This is a genomic window from Pseudomonas sp. GL-RE-26, assembly GCF_019956275.1.
Lineage (GTDB): Bacteria > Pseudomonadota > Gammaproteobacteria > Pseudomonadales > Pseudomonadaceae > Aquipseudomonas > Aquipseudomonas grandcourensis.
In genome coordinates this window covers 1-17917 of record NZ_JAHBDI010000003.1, presented here as the reverse complement: position 1 = coordinate 17917, position 17917 = coordinate 1, and the positions used below count along the sequence as shown (strand labels likewise).

Here is a 17917-nt window from a genome sequence, read left to right as displayed (position 1 = left end):
GCCGGAGCCTGGCATGATTCATTGATTGAATAAGCGCTCAGCCCCCGGCGAAATCCATGGGGTCAGGCCACCGCGACCTCCACCCGGCCTGCGTTCAGGCGCACCGGCCAGACCCGCAGGCGCTGCTGCGGATACTCCAGGCAACTGCCGTCCTCAAGGCGGAAATGCTGTTTGTAGAGTGGCGAGGCAATCACCAGATCGCCCTTGATGCTGCCGATCAGCCCCCGACCGATGACATTCGCCCCGGATTGCGGGTCATGATTATCGACGGCATAGAGGGTCTTGCCTTCGGCATCCGGCAGGTAGAACAGCGCCACTTGTGCACCGTCGAGCCAGGCGACGACGCCGGAGTTACTCACCAGATCCTCCTGGCTGCACACCGCTTGCCAGGCATCGGGATTGACCAGGGAGGAACTGCAATAGGCGCGCTGGGTATCGGACTGGCTCATCAGGCAATCTCCTCGATGACAGGGATAAGGTGGAGTTCAGAGGCCATGATCGGCCGGCGCTGACCGCGTTCCTGGACAAAATGGATGTCCGGGTCCGGGCGTTGATCGTTGACGAAGGTGCGGAAGCGCTTGAGTTTTTCCGGGTCTTTCAGGGCGTTGGCCCATTCGCATTCGTAGCGGTTGACCACCAATTGCATCTGCGATTCGAGCTCAAGGCCAAGCCCCAGGCTGTCGTTGATGATCACGTCCTTGAGGTAATCCAGGCCGCCCTCCAGGCTCTCGCGCCAGACCGAAGTGCGCTGCAATTTGTCGGCGGTGCGGATGTAGAACATCAGGAACCGGTCGATGTAGCGAATCAGGGTGGCGTCATCGAGGTCGGTGGCGAACAACTCGGCGTGGCGCGGGCGCATGCCGCCGTTACCGGCCACGTAGAGGTTCCAGCCTTTCTCGGTGGCGATCACGCCCACGTCCTTGCTCTGCGCCTCGGCGCACTCACGGGTGCAACCGGAAACCGCGAACTTGAGCTTGTGTGGCGAGCGCAGGCCCTTGTAGCGATCCTCGAGGGTCAGGGCCATTTTCACGCTGTCCTGTACGCCGTAACGGCACCAGGTGCTGCCGACGCAGGACTTCACCGTGCGGGTCGATTTGCCGTAGGCGTGCCCGGTTTCGAAACCCGCTGCAATCAGCTCGGCCCAGATGTCCGGCAACTGATGCAACTGAGCGCCGAACAGGTCGATGCGCTGCCCGCCGGTGATTTTGCTGTAGAGGTCGTATTTCTTCGCCACCACGCCAATCGCGATCAGCTTGTCCGCCGTGATCTCCCCCCCGGCGATGCGTGGCACCACCGAATAGGTACCGTTTTTCTGCATGTTGGCCATGAAGGTGTCGTTGGTGTCCTGCAACGGCACCAGCGACGCGTCCATGATCGGCTGGTTCCAGCACGAGGCGAGGATCGAACCCACCGCCGGTTTGCAGACGTCGCAACCGGTGTGGCCACGGCCATGTTTGGCCAACAGTTCGTCGAAGGTGATCACGCCCTCTACCCGTACCAGCGCATAAAGCTCCTGGCGGGTGTAGGCGAAGTGTTCGCACAGGCTTTTGTCGACACTGACGCCACGGGCAATCAACTCATGCTCGAAGACTTGCTTGAGCAGGCCGGCGCAACCGCCGCAGCCGGTGCAGGCCTTGGTCTGCGACTTGAGTTGGCCCAGGTCGGTGCAGCCGCCGTCGATGGCCGAACAGATGGAGCCCTTGGTGACGTTATGACAGGAGCACACCGTGGCCGACTCGGGCAGCGCACCCGGGCCCAGGGTCGGCGCGCCTTCGCTGGACGGCAGAATCAGGCTGGCGGGTTCTGCTGGCAAGGCGATGCCGTTCTGCATGTATTGCAGCAGGGTGTCGTAATAGCTGTTGTCACCGACCAGCACCGCACCGAGGACGTGTTTGCCACTGCCATCCACCACCAGGCGGCGATAGCTGGCGCTGGTTTCGTCGATGAATTGATAGCTGCGTGCGCCCGGGGTGTTGCCGTGGGCGTCGCCGATGGAGCCGACATCCACCCCCAGCAGCTTGAGCTTGGTCGACATGTCGGCACCGGTGAACGGCTCGGCGACTTCGTTGCACAGACGAGCCGCAACGCTGCGTGCCATCTGGTAGCCCGGCGCGACCAGGCCGAACAGGCTGCCGTTCCATGAAGCGCATTCACCGATGGCGTAGATGTTCGGGTCGCAACTGAGGCACGTGTCGTCGATCACCACGCCACCGCGCGGACCGATCTCCAGCGCGCATTGACGGGCCAGCGCGTCTTGAGCGCGGATACCGGCGGAAAACACGATCAGGTCGGTTTCGAGGAATTCGTCATTGGCGAAATTCATGCGATAGCGGTACTGCTCACCCGCGCTGATCGATTGCGTGGCGCGGGACAGATGTACACCGACGCCCAATCGTTCGATCTGCGCCTTGAGCGCCTGGCCACCGAGGTCATCGAGCTGTACCGGCATCAAGCGCGGCGCGAATTCCACCACGTGGGCTTCAAGGCCCAGGCTCTTCAACGCGTTCGCAGCTTCCAGGCCCAGCAAGCCACCGCCGACCACCACACCACGCCGGGCATTGGCCGCAGCAGCCCGAATGGCATCGAGGTCTTCCAGGGTGCGATAGACCAGACGCGACTCACCTTCGGCGCCTTCGATTGGCGGAACAAACGGATAAGACCCGGTGGCCAGGACCAATTTGTCATACGGGACGCAACCTTGCGAGGTGACCACCTGGCGACGGACGCGGTCGATTTCCAATACCGGTACACCCAAATGCAGCGTAACGCCGGGCGTCCGGTAGAGCGACGCATCGGACAGCGCCAGCGACTCGGCATCACGACCAGCGAAGTACTCGGAAAGATGCACACGGTCATAGGCACGCATCGGCTCTTCACTGAAGACGTGCAGCCGGTATTGGTCAAGCGCTCCCCGCTCGATCAGCTGTTCGACACAATGATGTCCGACCATGCCATTACCGATCACGATCAGCGTTTGCATCTTGTTCAACGTGGCAACATTGGAATTCATAGAAAGCACCCAGCCCGAGCCCATCACGGTTTTAAAAGCAAAAAAAAACGCCTGAAACCTTTCGGTTCCAGGCGTCTTTGCCTGTTCTTTTGCGGTGTTGAAACCAGGCATCTATGCCTGATCCACCGATGCTGCCCACGACCTGTTCGGCCAATCGATCGTCGTTGACCGAGGGGGCTGTCCACACGAATGCTCTCCAGGTGGACCTGATGTCAGCCTTGCAGCCTTTGTGCCAGTCAGCCACAGAGAGGCTTCAACTATCTGGAAACACGGACTTTTGAGCCAGGGGGGGTTGTCACAACGCTGGAGCTACCGCAGGCGAAAGCGCTTTGCGGCGCTTCCGAGTGGTGCACGTTGTTGCGCATGGCGCTTTATAAAAGTGCATGTACAGCTCGATTCCACAGCTCGCTGCAACGAAACCCTGTTTCTGGCTGTGATCAGCTTTTCCTGTCAGCCCTGTCATGTCGTCGTCACATCCACCACGCACAATGGGATCAGCCAAAAGGATTTGGCCCATCTACAAAGAGCCTGGCCGACGCCGGACTTTTTCATTGCTACGACATGTTTTTCACGAAACGCTCACAAGATGGAGCGCAGATTGAAAGCACAAAAGGATTTGACCCCAAACAGAAGGCCCGCCATTGCGCGGGCCTATTGCTGCCTGCATTGAGCGCGTGACGAAGCGATTTCAACCCTTCGCAAGGTGAAACTGGCGGCCAGAAGCAGAACTGACAGCGAACCTGGCCATTACGCAGTGGTCATAACAGCTGATGGCAGCGTAAACGATCAGTGGCCCAGAGCCGACTTCATTCAGGAGCGCTGCCTGCAATTCACACATTTCAGGGCGCGCCGGATAACCTCAGTGGGTTCGGTTCCTGCATGACGCAGGTACTTGCCGCTGCTCTCATCCCCCTGCTCCCTCAGCGGAGTACGCAAATGACTCAATCAATGCGGTTCTTCCTCTCGTTCTTCTTCGCGATTGCAACATTGGCATCGGCTGGTTTCCTGAACAATGCCGGAGCAGCCACCGCCGAGGATCTGAATGCCGACGCACGACAAGCGTTGCAGATGCTCTACAAGACCCATCCTTTTTCCGAAACCATCTCGCACCAAGCCAAAGCCGTACTGGTATTCCCGAACATCATCAAGGCCGGTCTCGTGTTCGGCGGTAGCTACGGCGAAGGCGTACTGATGAAAGGCTCGAAAGTCGAGAACTACTACAACTCCGTCAGCGGTTCATGGGGGCTGCAGGCCGGCGCCCAGTCGTACGGCTATGCGGTTTTTCTGATGACCGATAAAGCCGTGAAATATGTCGCTGAAACCAAGGGCTGGGAAATCGGTGTGGGACCAACGGTTGTCGTGGTGGATGAAGGGGTTGCGAAGAACCTGTCCAGCTCGACACTGAAAGACGACGCCTACGCGTTCATCTTCGACCAGCAAGGATTAATGGCGGGGATCAGTATCGAGGGTACGAAGATTTCGCTGATCAAGCGCTGAAGTCTGCGTCTGACTGGCCATCGGGAGCGTGATGGCGGCCTATGCCAACCCGGATGAGTTTACCCGTTTAGGCTAGGCTGTCCTCACTCCTGGCGCACAGACGCACCTGATGATTGGGAAGCCATCTGGACGAGCAAGGCTGTTTCGACCGTTCATTGATACAGGTCTAAACATTGAACGAGCGAATCCTGATAATGATTTTCCAGTTTTTAGGTAGGCCTTAAATGACTTCACAGATCTTCCAGGTTCACGGCCTCGTGAGTTTTACACTCGCCATCCTCCTGCTTTTCCTCGGCAAGACCCTCGTCCAGCACAACACCTTTCTGCGTCAATACTGTATCCCGGAATCGGTGGTCGGCGGCTTCGTCTGTGCGGCGGTGACGTCCTTGCTGTACTTCGGCCTGAAGATCCAGATCGAATTCGACCTGCAAGTTCGCGACACCCTGCTGCTCTATTTCTTTGCCGGCATTGGCTTGAAATCGGACATGCGCCAACTGCTCAAGGGGGGGCGCCCGCTGCTGATCCTGCTGTTGCTCGCCGCCGTGTTCATCCTGTTGCAGAACTCGCTGGGCATGGGTGTGGCCCAGGCGTTTGGGCTTGATCCCAAGGCGGGCTTGATGGTCGGTTCCATTTCCCTCACGGGTGGCGTGGGCACCACCCTGGCCTGGGCACCACTCTTCGTCGAAAAACTGGGCATCAGCAACGCCCACGAACTGGGCATCGCCAGCAACACCGTCGGCCTGATTGCCGCTTGCGTCATCGGCGGCCCTATCGCCAACCAGTTGATACGCCGTTATCAACTGACGCCGTCCAGGGATGCGGAGCTGGAAGTCGGCATTCTCGAGCAACAACCGAGCAAGGCGCTGGACTACTACGACGTGCTCTGGGCCTGGATGTGGCTCAACCTGACCCTGATGGCCGGTTACGGACTCAATCTGGTGCTGGTCGATGCCGGCGTCACCCTGCCCAAGTTTGTCAGCTGCCTGTTCGCGGGCATCGTCATTCACCACCTCGTTCTGGCCTTTGTAGGTGATCAGCGACTGAAAACCTGGAGCGGTGCCAGCCTGGGCCTGTCGCTGATCTCCGACATCTGCCTGGGCATGTTCTTGACCATGGCCCTGATGGGGCTTCAGCTATGGCAACTCAACGGCGCGTTGATGTTCATTCTGTGCGCAATGACCCTGCAAATCCTGCTGACGGTCGCCTATACGTATTTTGTGGTCTTCCGCTTTATGGGGCGCAATTACGAAGCCAGCGTGATTGCTTCCGGGTTCGGCGGGATTGCCCTCGGTTCCACGGCAACGGCCATCGTCAACATGTCGACCGTGACGCAAAAGTACGGTGCGGCGCACCAGGCCTTCCTGATCGTGCCGCTGGTGTGCGGCTTTTTCATTGACCTGGTCAATGCCGTGATCATCAGCATGTTCAGTGGTCTGTAGCGACCTCAACTGGACTCTTGGACGGCCAGACACACCGAACTCAGGAAAGCGGACGAAAGGAGCAGCAGGATCGATGCCGCAAGGATAGGCTCAGAGTAAGAGTGTACCCCGGCCCTGATCCGGCCAGGTACGATCTCAAATGCGCCTCTTGCTACAGGGGAACCGGGATGACGGGACACACTGTGCGCCAATGCTCGTCATGGATCCTGCTATCCCTGCTCGCCATCGACCTGGCACTGACAGCGGGATGTTCAGGCAAAGCCACCACGGCTCGATATTCAGCCCCAAACACTGGTTCAACCTGCTACGCAAAAGCCCTCCCCACTGTCGGCGAAGGTGGCCTCGCCTGGGCGGACACCTTGGACATGGCTCGCCAGAAATCCATGGATAATTGCATCCGTTATGCGGGCCGTTCCGGCGGCACGCCGAATACCTGCCACGTGGTGATGGCGGAATGTAAGCATTGATAGAGCGGTTTTTCATTTCTGCGCCGCTTTTGCATTTTTGTGCGACAGATCCCACTTCAGGGGCTCCCGTTTCACACGCTCGCGGTGTTAGTTTTGAAATGTTTCTGATCGACCGATCAGATATTTCTTACAAACCGCCTGCAAAGGAATGCCCCCAGCAATGGATTTTTCCCTCAAGCATCTGGCTGCGACCACCCTCATGCTCGCCAGCCTTTCGTCGTTCACCACCGCTGCCCACGCCAACATCACCCCGCAACAGAACGCGATCATCCTCAAGACCTTCAGCGATGCGTCGGTCAAGGATTTCAGGCAGTTCCTGGGAAGCCTGGCCAAGAGCGATATCGCCAAGACCGACGACCTCGGCTCGGCCATCAGCGCGTTCCTCGACAACAAGACGCTTAGCGCTGAACAGCAAAACGAAATCCATCGTTTGCTTGGCCTCTATGCCCGGGTGAAATACGGCAGCGCGGCCACCGAAACCTTGAAGGAGCTGGTGGCCATTCCCACCGTGAACGTGGACGGGGTAGCCCAGCACGACAATCCCGAATTCATCAAGATTGCCGAGAAGATCAAGGGCCTGGCCCAGGCGTTCAACCTGAACTTTCGCAACATCGACAACCGCGTCTACGAGATCTCCCTGGAAGGCAGCGGCGATGAAGTCGTGGGCATCCACGCCCATGCCGATGTGGTGCCGGTGACGCCGGAAAACTGGGTACTGCAGGACGGCACCCGCCTCGATCCGTTCAAGGTCACCCTGATCGGCGATCGCATGTATGGCCGGGGCACCGAGGATGACAAGAACGGCATCGTGGTGGCGCTCTACGCCATGAAGATCATCAAGGAAGAGAAGCTGCCGCTGGCCCGCAACTTCAAACTGCTGGTGGACACCACTGAAGAGACCACGGGCGACGCCATCCCCTACTACTTCGAACGCAACCCCACCCCCAACTACAACCTGGCACTGGATGGCGGCTACCCGGTGGTGATCGCCGAGAAAGGCTACGGCACGGTCATGGCCAGCTTCGCCAAGCGCGCAGCGCAGGGCAAGGGCGCGGAAATCACCTCGATGACCGGCGGCCTGGCCACCAACCAGATTCCGTCGACATCGGTCGCGACCCTGGTGACCGACAAGCCCGCCGAACTGGCCGCCAGCCTGCAAAAGGCCGGCACCGAATATGCCAAGCGTAACGGCGGCAACTTCGAGGTCGCCGCCAAGGTCGACGGCAAGGACGTCAAACTGACGGTCACCGGTGTGTCCGCCCACTCCTCCGAGCCCGAGTCCGGCGTCAACCCGGTGGCCAGGATGCTCGACTTCCTCAATGGCCTCGACGGCAAGGTCGCGCTCAAGCACAACCAGATCACGGACGCCGCCCGCTACGCCGCCGACAACTGGGGGCTGGACTACCTGGGTGGCAAGTTGGGGGTCGGTTTTGCCGATGAATTCATGGGTCCGCTGACCACCTCCCTGACCTATGTCGGGATGGACGACAAAGCCTTCAAGCTTGCGGTCAACCTGCGCGTGCCGAAGGGCAAGACGCCGCAAGTGCTCAAGTCCGAAATCGCAGCAAAGCTGGACGCCTGGAGCAAGAAGACCCGCATCGCACCAGCCTTCGACCTGTCGATTGCCGAACCGATGTACCGCAACCCCGAGGGTGAATGGGTCAAGGCCCTGCTCGCGGTGGCCAGCGAAAACCTCGGCATGGAACACAAGTTCGGCACCTCCGCCGGCGCCACCTCCGTACATGAACTGCCCAACGGCGTGCAATTCGGCCTGGCCATGCCGGACGTCAAATACACCGGCCACAACGACAACGAGTTCAAGACCACCGAGCAGTTCCTGCTGGACCTGCAGATCGTGACCGAAATGATGGGCCGCATCGGGCAATTGCCGAAACTGTGATCCCCCTTCGGACCCGCCGCCCTGGCGGGTCCTTTGCTTTCACTCCCACTCCCAAATCACATGCCGGCCCTTGTAGGAGCGAGCCTGCTCGCGAAAAACCAGAGGACGCCGCGGTAAGTCTGGCTTCCCGCGTCATCGTTACCCACCATCGCGAGCAAGCTCGCTCCTACGGGGCGATTTGATCCAGCACCCGGTTCGCCGTGAGCTCCGCCAGCATCACGCTGTTGGAAATACCCAGCAATGCATTGCGCGATCCACCGTCCAGGTGATCCACCAACTGATGGACCATCACATCGACCGACGCGAGGGTTTCGACCAGATAAACCATCAAGGTTTCGGAACTCGCCTGCGGGTTCACGGTGAACAGGGTACTGGGTGTGCGCGGTGTGGCTTTGATATCGGCAATCGAGGGGATGTGAAAATCGAGGGTGGCTTCGTTGAGCCTGGTTGAGTCGGATTCATGTGGGGAGACCGGATCGGCGTCCGGTGGGTTTGGCGTTACCTTGAACATATTTCTGTCTCCAAAAAATGGAGCCATCACCGACTTGCGACTAAACAAGGGGGTGGCAGCTGTACGCAGGTTAGTCGACCGGGGAGACACGAAACCGGCGCGCCCGAAGGCGCCCTGCGCACAGCTACCATGAAGTGCAGGCAAGAAATGACCTGACTGTCTGGATGCAAATACGCTTCGTGAAACCACCGGGCGACTAAACCCGATCACTGATGAGCAGTGACACGAAGCAAGTTACCGACGGCCTCCAAGGCGCACAAGCCGGCGGATTCTGGCGTAACCGTAGGCAACGGCGCAAGGTCTTGTAGCTTGCATGAAGCAACCTTAAACGCCTTTAAACAAGCGCTCTCCGGCGATGTTGAGTGACATGGCGCACTTGTCCGGATTGATGAACAAACCTCATGAACCCTTACCGATTTACCCGTCTAGTGCTCACCCGTTAGCTCGCTTACTGTTTCCCCAGCGGTCCTGCACCCAGCCGATATCACTGACGTGCAGCCTGACCATCAACGTGCCCATCGTCTTGTTCTGGGCACGTGCGATCTTCTGCTCTCGGATGACAGGCAGTCGATCCGCGGGACCACTCAGCTCGCAATGCGCGACAATGGCGTGACGACCTGGATCAATACTCAGGTTGAAGCTATACCGAAAGGGTTCTGAGTGGGATGGACCACACGCTCGATTAGCGACTGAGGAGAACTTCGCGGTGTCGAATCAGCTGGTCATACGCAACATGACCCGTCCCGAGCTGGACGAGCTCGTCGACTGGGCTGCCCGTGAAGGTTGGAATCCCGGCCTTCACGATGCCGAGCTGTTCTGGGCTACGGACCCTGCCGCCTTCATCGCGGCGTACCAGGACGGCGAAATGATCGGTGGCGGTGCCATCACCTCCTACAATGGCGAATTCGGTTTCATGGGTTTTTTCATCGTCCGGCCTGAATATCGCGGTCAAGGTCTGGGCAATACCCTCTGGCACGCACGCCGCGAGCGACTCCTCGCCCGCCTGCGCCCAGGCGCGAGCATCGGCATGGACGGCGTCTTCGCGATGCAGGACTACTACGCCAAAGGTGGTTTCGTCTTCTCCCATCGCAACATGCGTTTTCGTGCCAATCCCACCGCCCGCCCGACGACCTCGCAGGTAGACGGCCAGGACATAGTCCCGTTGGCCTCCTTCCCGTTCGATCAGGTTGTCGCTTACGACCGCACCTGTTTCCCCGCCGCGCGCACAAGCTTCCTGAGCGGGTGGATAGCCCAGGCCGACGCGCTCGCCGTGGGTTGCCGGCGCGAGGGCAGGCTAAGCGGCTATGGCGTAGTAAGGCGCTGCCGGGAAGGCTACAAGATCGGCCCCTTGTTCGCCGATGACGCCCTGGCAGCCAATGCCATCTACGCGCGCCTGGCGGAATTTGCCGAGGGTGGCCCGCTGTTTCTCGATGCCCCGCAGAATAACCCCGCCGCGATGGCGCTCGTGCACCAACAGGGCATGGTCGAGGTTTTCGGCTGCGCACGCATGTACCTCGGCCCTCCTCCGGCAATCGCGCACGAACGTGTGTTCGGCGTCACGACCTTCGAGTTGGGCTGATGGCCGCTCGCGACCTCATCGGATATGGTGGCTGCCCACCCCACCCGCGATGGCCCGGTGAGGCACGCGTCGCGGTCCAGTTCGTACTCAACATCGAAGAAGGCGCGGAGTCATGCATCCTCAATGGCGATGCCCAGTCGGAAGCCTGGCTTCACGAACTTCCTGGCCGTCCGCCGCGTGGGGGGGAACCGGACTTGAGCGTCGAGGGCATGTACGAATACGGATCGCGCGCAGGTGTGTGGCGCATTCTGGAGCTGTTCAGCGCCCGCGGCCTGCCGCTGACCGCCTTCGCCGTCGGCCGGGCACTGGAACTCACCCCGGCGATTGGCCATGCGCTCTGCGCTGCCGGGCATGAGATTGCCGGGCATGGCTACCGTTGGCTGGATTATCGCGACATGCCTGAAGACCAGGAGCGGCGCCATATCCGCCTCACCCTCGACGTGATCGAGCAGATCTGCGGTAAACGCCCCGTAGGTTGGTACACAGGAAGGGTCAGCCAGAACACCCGCCGCCTGTTGCGTGAGGAAGGCGGGTTTCTCTATAGCTCGGACGCCTACAACGATGATCTGCCCTATTGGCTCCCAGGCTCGCCCGCCCACCTGGTGATCCCTTACACACTGGTCAACAATGACGCCCGCTATCTGCTGCCCAATGGTTTCGCCAGCGGTGAAGACTTCTTCGGGCTGCTCAAGGATGCTTTCGACCTGCTGTGGCAGGAGGGCGCGCAACACCCGAAGATGATGAGCGTCGGCCTGCATGGGCGGATCAGTGGCCATCCCGGTCGTGCGATGGCGCTGGCGCGCTTTCTTGATTACGTGCAAGGCCACGATGCGGTGTGGATCTGCCGGCGCGAAGAGATTGCCAGGCACTGGATAGCCCAATTCCCCGCGTGAGTGGCAAGTGGTTCGCAACGGCCTGAGCCACGCTGGCGTATCACCCTCCAATCACTACCCCTTTCGAGTAACAAAGACGCGACCGCGCTCGTCTCGGCTGAGGTGAACGACAACCCGAACATCTACCCCACTGCGCAAGTGATAGCCACTCTGTTCACTCGCAAGCCACGCTCAATGAAGTGGCAAGGCAGCTAAATAGCCGCCCTCGGAAAACACTAAACTACGAAACGCCCGCTGAACGATTTAGCCAATCTGTTGCATCGACCGGTTGAATCCACAGCCAAAAGCGGCCCTTTACTCGGAAGTAGACGACACCTCTGCGAGATATCCCATGTACTCCTGCGAGAAGTCCAGGTACGCCCGCACAATGGCAGACGGGTGACGATGTGATGGGTAGAGCAAGTTGATTTGCTGTTCCGGTAGTGGATGTTCGGGAAGTAGCGCAAGTAACTTCCCTTCCCGGATGGCACTCGCCGCCAAAAATGGCGGAAGCTCCGTTACCACATCACCGATCAATGCCCGGCTGCGCAGGTGCGCATAGTCGTTGGTGGACAGCATCGCCTCAGGTTTGAATACCACTCCCCCCAACTGCCATGTCGCATTGGCACCCTGGCTCCAGACCGCACATGGATAACCGTATAGAGCCTCGACGCTGCTAAGTGCACCTAGTCGCTCAATCAATGCCGGACTGGCCACGAGAATGTGACGATAGGTCAGCATGCGGCGGGCGACCATAGTCTCGTGCGCGATCATGCCTACGCGCAGCGCCACATCGACACCATCTTCGATGAGATCGATGCGGCGCTCGGTGGTGTAGACGCTGATCTGGATCTGCGAATAGCGGCGCTGGAAAGCCGACAGTACCTCCCACCACGGTTCAAACGACGGCGGCAATGACAGCCGCAAGCGCCCTTTTAAATGCGCCTGATCACTGATCACGGCCTGTTCGCCTTCAATCAAAGCCTCAATGCCACGGCTCGCATGTTCGTACAATCGCGTCCCCGAATCAGTGAGTTTGGTGCCACGTACAGAACGTTCGAGCAGTTGCACCTTCAACTGCTGTTCAAGCTCGCGAATGCGTCGACTCAAGGTAGGTAGCGGAATGTCCAGGCGCTCAGCTGCGGCCGAGAGGCTACCGGTCTGCGCCACGCTGACAAACATCCGGACGGCGTTGAAGTCCATTACAGCGTTCCTCTCATTTTTGAGATAAAGCTTATCTCTAGCGTGGATTATCTTCCATATACGAGTAGTGGATAGTGCACTCACTTGCTTGAAAACAACGTTTCAACCAACCAGCCACGTACCTGAGAAAACGACCATGAAAGCTTATGTGATTGAACAACCGGGCGGCCCTGAAGTCCTGCAACTGCGAGATATCCCGTCACCCGAGCCAGCTCCGGACGAAGTGCAGATCCGCGTCCGTGCGTTTGGCCTCAACCGCGCAGAAACTTACCTGCGCGCAGGCAAAATGGGTGACATCACCACACCACGCGTGCCCGGCATCGAGGCCGTGGGCGAAGTCATCCATGACCCCGCCGGTGTCTTGCGCACCGGCCAGCGCGTGGCCACGGCCATGGGCGGCATGCAGTTCAGCCGCAATGGCAGCTATGCCGAGCAGGTTACGGTACTGCGCAACAACGTGATCTCACTGGACGACACGTCTCTCTCGTGGGAAGAACTTGCCACTCTGCCGGAGGCGTATCTCACCGCTTGGGGGGCGCTTGACAAGAGTTTAGCCATTCAACATGGCCAGACTCTGCTGGTACGGGGAGGCACTTCATCAGTAGGCCAGGCCGCCATCACCTATGCCAAGGCCCGCGGATTAATAGTGATCGCCACAACGCGCAGCTCTGCGAACACCCAACGCTTGTACGAAATAGGGGCCGACGAGGTCGTCATCGACAGCGGTGACATCGCGCAGCGTATTCGCGAAGTCGCTCCTCAAGGCGTGGATGCCGCACTTGAAGTCGTCGGTGCCACAACACTGCGCGACACGATCAAGACGTTGCGACCGTTCGGTGCGGTGAGCGTCATCGGCCTGCTCGGCGGCCCGCCGGTAGTGGAGCAATTCCACCTGATACAGGACCTGCCTGGCGGAACGCGACTGAACTTCTTCCCGAGCGGCTTATTGGGAACACCGGCCTTGCCATTGCAGGACACGCCGTTGCCGTGGCTCGCAAAGGAACTCGCAGCCAAGCGGATGCCTTCCATCCATACCCGAACCTTCGCCTTCGACGAGGTCCGCCACGCGCACCGCTTGATGGAAAGCGATCGCGCACTTGGCAAGCTCGTCGTCTTGCTCTGACATTAAGGAGTACTGCCATGCGTACCGCATTGATCGCACTGGTTCTCGGCGCGTTTCTACTACCCATGACGGTTCAGGCCGCCAAGCCCGCCTCCGAGAATGCGGTGAAGACTGCCGTCACCCAGCAAATCAACCATTATGAAGCCGCACTGAACGCATCCGACGTCGACAGTGTCATGACCTTGTATGGAGACGATGCCGTGTTCATGCCACAGCACAGCCCGCCGGCCGTAGGCCGTGACGCAGTGCGTGCGGCGTATCGCCAGGTCTTCAACACGATCAAGCTCGACATACGTTTTACCATCGATGAGATCCGACCGCTGTCACGCGACTGGGCGTTTGCGCGTACGCGCTCTAACGGAACGGCCAAGCTGCTGTCCGGCGACCGGCAGGCCAGCGCCGAAGGCAACCAGGAAATCTTCCTGATGCATCGAGAAACCGATGGTCAATGGCGCTTTGCGCGCTACATCTTCTCGACCACCAATCCACCCAGGTTGCCGTGAGAGTCCGACATGAATACCAAGATCGAGTCTTATGTGATGGCCGCGGCCAGAACGTTGATGGCGCTGATTTTCATCTTGTCCGGCCTGTCCAAGATCGGCGAAGCTAATGCCATACGCGGCTACATGGAGATCATGCATGTGCCCGGCGCATTGTTGTGGCCCACGATCCTGTTCGAGATTAGTGCCGGGCTGTTAATCGTTGGCGGCTTCAGAACCCGCGTTACCGCTGCGTCGCTGGCTATCTTCAGTCTGGCGACGGGCGCGATTTTCCACAGCCAGTTCAGCGATCAAATCCAGATGGTGATGTTCCTCAAGAACGTCGCAATGGCTGGTGGATTTGTGCTGTTGGCAGTCGCGGGACCCGGCGCGTTTAGTCTCGACGCTCGTAGGGTTTCAGTCTGACTCAGCTGTCATAAGGCGAAATAGAAAATGCCGGTGGGAAACCACCGGCAGATACGGGTCGGTTTCAGCCCTTCGTGAAAGGCAGCAATCGCAGCGGTCGCTAAAAGAAGCCACAGATCGCACAGGATCTCTTCGGCTCCGCCCCGAAGAGATCGACTAGCGTCAGCGCTAAAAATTACGCCAGCAACCGGGCATACCGATCCAAGTCAATATTACCTCCGCTCACGATCACACCGACGCGTTTACCCTCCAGCACCTTGCCCATCTCACGTACTGCGGCCAACCCCAGGCATCCGGTAGGCTCCACGACCATCTTCATACGCTCGGCAAAAAAACGCATACCCTCGACCAGCTGTACGTCTGTGACAGTCAGGATGTCATCAACGTCGCGGCAAATTATTGGAAATGTATAGTGCCCCAGATGCTGGGTCTGGGCGCCGTCGGCCAAGGTATCTGGTGTGTCGATATGTACAATTTCTCCCCTGCGAAACGACTGTTGACCGTCATTCCCCGCCTGCGGCTCTACACCGTAAAGTTTGCAGTCAGGCGACAGTGCACGGGTTGCCAAGGCACCGCCCGCCAACAGTCCGCCGCCACCGAGGCAAACGAACAGTGCGTCCAGCGGGCCGGTCTCTTGCAATAACTCCATGGTCGCCGTCCCTTGTCCCGCGATGACATCCGGGTGGTCATAGGATGGAATCAAGGTGTAACCATGCTCCTCAGCCAGTTTTCGACCAATGGCTTCGCGGTCCTCGCTGTAACGATCATAGAGCACCACACTGGCTCCGTATTCGCGTGTCGCTGCCATTTTCGAGGCCGGAGCGTCATGGGGCATCACGATGGTCGCGGGAATACCCAGGATACGTGCAGACAAGGCGATGCCCTGGGCGTGATTGCCGGAAGAAAACGCCACCACGCCGGCTTTACGCTGGCGCTCGTCGAAACGGGCCAATGCATTAAAAGCACCGCGGAACTTGAAAGCGCCCATGCGCTGATAGTTCTCGCACTTGAAGAACACCTCGGCACCCAGTTGTCCGTTCAACGTACGTGAGGTCAGCACCGGGGTGCGATGAGCGTGGCCCTGGATACGTTCGGCGGCGTCAAGGACGTCTTGATAGGTAGGGAGCGTCAGTTGCGTCGTGGTCATAGGGCCCTCGCTTTTGATATGAAAATTTTCAGAAGTGTGCGCAATTAATACGCTCAGGCAGTCGCCGCAAGTGCCATGGCTTCCACCTCGACGGCTGAGCCAAAATGCAATTGAGACACTCCTGCAACGGCTCGGGCGGGCCGGTGATCACCTAACCATTGCTCGTAGAGACGATTGAAAGCTGGCCATTGATCAATGTCGGTGACATAGACGCGTATTTGCACCAGGCTGTCTTTGCCCACACCCGCCCGAGTCAGACAATGCTCAAGATTGGCCAGGACCTGGCGGTTCTGTTCCTCGAAACTCTTGTCTGCCAACGCCTGCCCTTGGGCATTGACAGGCAACTGTCCCGAATTCATCACAAACCCGCCGACGATGCAGAGGTGAGCATAGTGCCCCGCGGGAGGACTGATAGAGCGACTGTCAAATTATCAATATGTCCAGAAGCTGGACGTTATGTCTTGAAAAAAATCGCTTGCCGGGCTGGGGGGACGGCTACGCGAGCGCGCCACGGACTGACCGCTGGTATCCCGCATAGTTCGGCTCTGCTGGTCCGGGCGATAACCCTATGAGACCTCGATTTCCATTGTCAGCTTGGGGATGGCAGTCGACGACGAATGACTGCTTTGGGTAGCTGCCCTTCGCGACAGGCAGCTCTCGGCCAGAAGCGGCCCCTCACGTTCAACTGAACCCATGTTACGACCGGGCTAACAGCGCTTGCTCAGGAGCCGCGTACATCTTGAGTTAATTGCCCATCACCCCGCCTCAATCTGGTTGGACTTCCGGGTTTCCAGTATTGGCGGCAGGCCGCTCTCAAGTGGTTGTTCAGAACAGCGCCCCCTTACCCCGTCGATGCATTGCATGCATAGGCGTATCCTTGGCTGCAGAGTAAACTTCGCTCCAGGCCTATCGGAGCAATTCATTTTTATATTGGGAATTATTGTGTCCAAACCTATTGAGGATAATGCATCCCTCGAGCCCTTTTCGCTCGAAAGCCCCTCCCCGCTTTATGCACGGGTCAAGCAAATCATCATGCAGAAGATTCGCTCCGGTGCGTGGCTGCCCAATTCCAAACTGCCCTCTGAAAGTGAACTGCTGAATTTGCTCGGTGTGAGTCGCATGACCATCAACCGGGCGCTGCGAGAACTGACCATTGAGGGTTCGCTGGTGCGCATGCAGGGTGTAGGCACTTTTGTAGCCGAACCAAAAGGCCATGCGGCGCTCTTCGAGATCCACAACATTGCGGAAGAGATTGCGGCCCGAGGTCATGAGCATCGCTGTGAAGTGGTCGTGCTTGAAGAGATGCCTGAACGGGCGCGAGCTTCGATGCCCTTTCCCCTCGAGGGGGTCAAGCGCTTGTTCCATTCGGTTGTCGTGCATCACGAAAATGATGTGCCGGTGCAGATCGAAGAGCGCTTCGTCAATGCCGAGGTCGCACCCGCCTATCTGCAGCAGGACTTTACCAAGGTCACGCCTTACGCCTATCTGATTCAACTGGCCCCGCTGACCGAAGGCGAGCACGTGGTCGAGTCGATTCACGCCAAATCTGCCGAGTGCAAGCTTCTGCAAATCAATCGCTATGAACCGTGCCTGCTGATTCGCCGTCGTACATGGGCGGCAATGGGTCAAGTGGGTTGCGCACGCCTGGTTTACCCAGGTTCGCGCTATCGCCTCGAAGGCAAGTTCGGCAACTGACTCACAGGTCGAGCGGCCCCCGCCTGCCGCTCGATAGACATCTCCCCCTAGCCATCCCTCTGAAGCTGTTACCCGTGCCGACCCAATTGGCAGAATGGTGACACTCCTCAAGCCGAGCGCGTAAAAGTGTTACATAACGCGCAGCTGCCGTGACTACCTATCGAAAAGCTGCAACAACATTTTCGTCCATCCCGCCCCGCTCAGAAATTTCGTATAAATATTAACTATTTGATTTAAAACTATTTTATTTACTTTCTAATTTTCATTCGGCTTTCATCAGGCGCATTTGGCCCTTCACTTGCATTCACTTGTACATACAGGTTGGTATAAGCGCATACAGACATCGTAAGCGTGACTACCACCCCGTTCACCACTGAATGAGGAGATAACCATGACCACCAAGACCACTCGCCTGCGTGATGTCGAAATCCGCTCTGCCCGCGGTAACAAGCTGACCGCCAAGAGCTGGCTGACCGAAGCGCCGCTGCGCATGCTGATGAACAACCTCGACCCGGAAGTCGCCGAGAACCCTAAAGAACTGGTGGTTTACGGTGGTATCGGTCGCGCTG

At 58.7% G+C, this 17917-nt stretch carries 16 protein-coding genes and 2 pseudogenes; 12 read left to right on the top strand and 6 right to left on the bottom strand.

Annotated elements, in window-relative coordinates:
- Positions 1-62: 62 nt before the first annotated feature.
- Positions 63-449 carry a nitrite reductase small subunit NirD gene (gene nirD / locus KGB07_RS01840; RefSeq protein ID WP_046038565.1) on the bottom strand — a complete coding sequence of 129 codons (387 nt, stop codon included), beginning with the start codon at positions 447-449 and terminating at the stop codon, positions 63-65.
- Positions 449-3010 carry a nitrite reductase large subunit NirB gene (nirB, locus tag KGB07_RS01835; protein WP_223464295.1) on the bottom strand — a complete coding sequence of 854 codons (2562 nt, stop codon included), beginning with the start codon at positions 3008-3010 and terminating at the stop codon, positions 449-451. Before nirB ends, nirD begins: the two co-directional genes overlap by 1 nt.
- A 936-nt stretch (positions 3011-3946) precedes the next feature.
- Between nirB and KGB07_RS01830 the strand changes: the two genes are divergently transcribed.
- From KGB07_RS01830 to KGB07_RS01815, 4 genes are all read left to right on the top strand, one after another.
- Complete coding sequence (locus KGB07_RS01830; RefSeq protein WP_046038566.1) at positions 3947-4507, top strand: YSC84-related protein; 561 nt, start codon at positions 3947-3949, stop codon at positions 4505-4507.
- A gap of 224 nt (positions 4508-4731) precedes the next feature.
- On the top strand, positions 4732-5946 hold the full coding sequence (gene gltS, locus KGB07_RS01825; protein WP_223464293.1) for a sodium/glutamate symporter: 1215 nt from the start codon (positions 4732-4734) through the stop codon (positions 5944-5946).
- Positions 5947-6113: 167 nt separating this feature from the next.
- Entirely contained in the window at positions 6114-6413 is a 300-nt protein-coding gene (locus tag KGB07_RS01820; RefSeq protein ID WP_080925276.1) for a hypothetical protein, read from the top strand.
- A 160-nt stretch (positions 6414-6573) separates the two neighbouring features.
- Positions 6574-8313, top strand: coding sequence for a dipeptidase (locus KGB07_RS01815; RefSeq protein ID WP_223464291.1), 1740 nt, complete (start codon positions 6574-6576; stop codon positions 8311-8313).
- A 166-nt stretch (positions 8314-8479) separates the two neighbouring features.
- Here the strand turns inward: KGB07_RS01815 and KGB07_RS01810 are convergent, their stop codons facing one another.
- Positions 8480-8824, bottom strand: coding sequence for a DUF6124 family protein (locus KGB07_RS01810; protein WP_223464289.1), 345 nt, complete (start codon positions 8822-8824; stop codon positions 8480-8482).
- Between the two features lie 706 nt (positions 8825-9530).
- Between KGB07_RS01810 and KGB07_RS01805 the strand changes: the two genes are divergently transcribed.
- The 3 genes and pseudogenes from KGB07_RS01805 to KGB07_RS01795 form a co-directional block, all read left to right on the top strand.
- Positions 9531-10403, top strand: a complete 873-nt coding sequence (locus tag KGB07_RS01805; protein WP_223464287.1) for a GNAT family N-acetyltransferase — start codon at positions 9531-9533, stop codon at positions 10401-10403.
- A complete protein-coding gene (gene puuE, locus KGB07_RS01800) occupies positions 10403-11296 on the top strand; it encodes an allantoinase PuuE (RefSeq protein ID WP_223464285.1) in 894 nt (297 codons plus the stop codon). The genes KGB07_RS01805 and puuE overlap by 1 nt, the downstream gene beginning before the upstream one ends.
- A 149-nt stretch (positions 11297-11445) precedes the next feature.
- Positions 11446-11568: pseudogene (locus KGB07_RS01795) on the top strand (IS30 family transposase); the annotation flags it as partial.
- A 22-nt stretch (positions 11569-11590) separates the two neighbouring features.
- Here the strand turns inward: KGB07_RS01795 and KGB07_RS01790 are convergent.
- Entirely contained in the window at positions 11591-12478 is an 888-nt protein-coding gene (locus KGB07_RS01790) for a LysR family transcriptional regulator (RefSeq protein WP_223464282.1), read from the bottom strand.
- 136 nt (positions 12479-12614) lie between these two features.
- Between KGB07_RS01790 and KGB07_RS01785 the strand changes: the two genes are divergently transcribed.
- The 3 genes from KGB07_RS01785 to KGB07_RS01775 are packed head-to-tail and all read left to right on the top strand — an operon-like array spanning position 12615 to position 14506.
- The gene (locus KGB07_RS01785) at positions 12615-13601 is read left to right on the top strand and encodes a zinc-binding alcohol dehydrogenase family protein (RefSeq protein WP_046038577.1); all 987 of its coding nucleotides are present in this window, start codon (positions 12615-12617) and stop codon (positions 13599-13601) included.
- Between the two features lie 17 nt (positions 13602-13618).
- Complete coding sequence (locus KGB07_RS01780) at positions 13619-14104, top strand: YybH family protein (protein WP_046038578.1); 486 nt, start codon at positions 13619-13621, stop codon at positions 14102-14104.
- 9 nt (positions 14105-14113) lie between these two features.
- Positions 14114-14506, top strand: coding sequence for a DoxX family protein (locus tag KGB07_RS01775; RefSeq protein ID WP_046038580.1), 393 nt, complete (start codon positions 14114-14116; stop codon positions 14504-14506).
- 175 nt (positions 14507-14681) lie between these two features.
- Here KGB07_RS01775 and KGB07_RS01770 read toward each other — a convergent pair whose 3' ends face one another.
- Positions 14682-15653, bottom strand: a complete 972-nt coding sequence (locus KGB07_RS01770; protein WP_046038582.1) for a threo-3-hydroxy-L-aspartate ammonia-lyase — start codon at positions 15651-15653, stop codon at positions 14682-14684.
- A 53-nt stretch (positions 15654-15706) separates the two neighbouring features.
- Positions 15707-16066, bottom strand: a complete 360-nt coding sequence (locus KGB07_RS01765; protein ID WP_046038584.1) for a RidA family protein — start codon at positions 16064-16066, stop codon at positions 15707-15709.
- Positions 16067-16595: 529 nt separating this feature from the next.
- Between KGB07_RS01765 and hutC the strand changes: the two genes are divergently transcribed.
- Positions 16596-17348, top strand: a complete 753-nt coding sequence (gene hutC / locus KGB07_RS01760; RefSeq protein ID WP_046038586.1) for a histidine utilization repressor — start codon at positions 16596-16598, stop codon at positions 17346-17348.
- A gap of 391 nt (positions 17349-17739) precedes the next feature.
- Positions 17740-17917: pseudogene (locus tag KGB07_RS01755) on the top strand (urocanate hydratase); the annotation flags it as partial.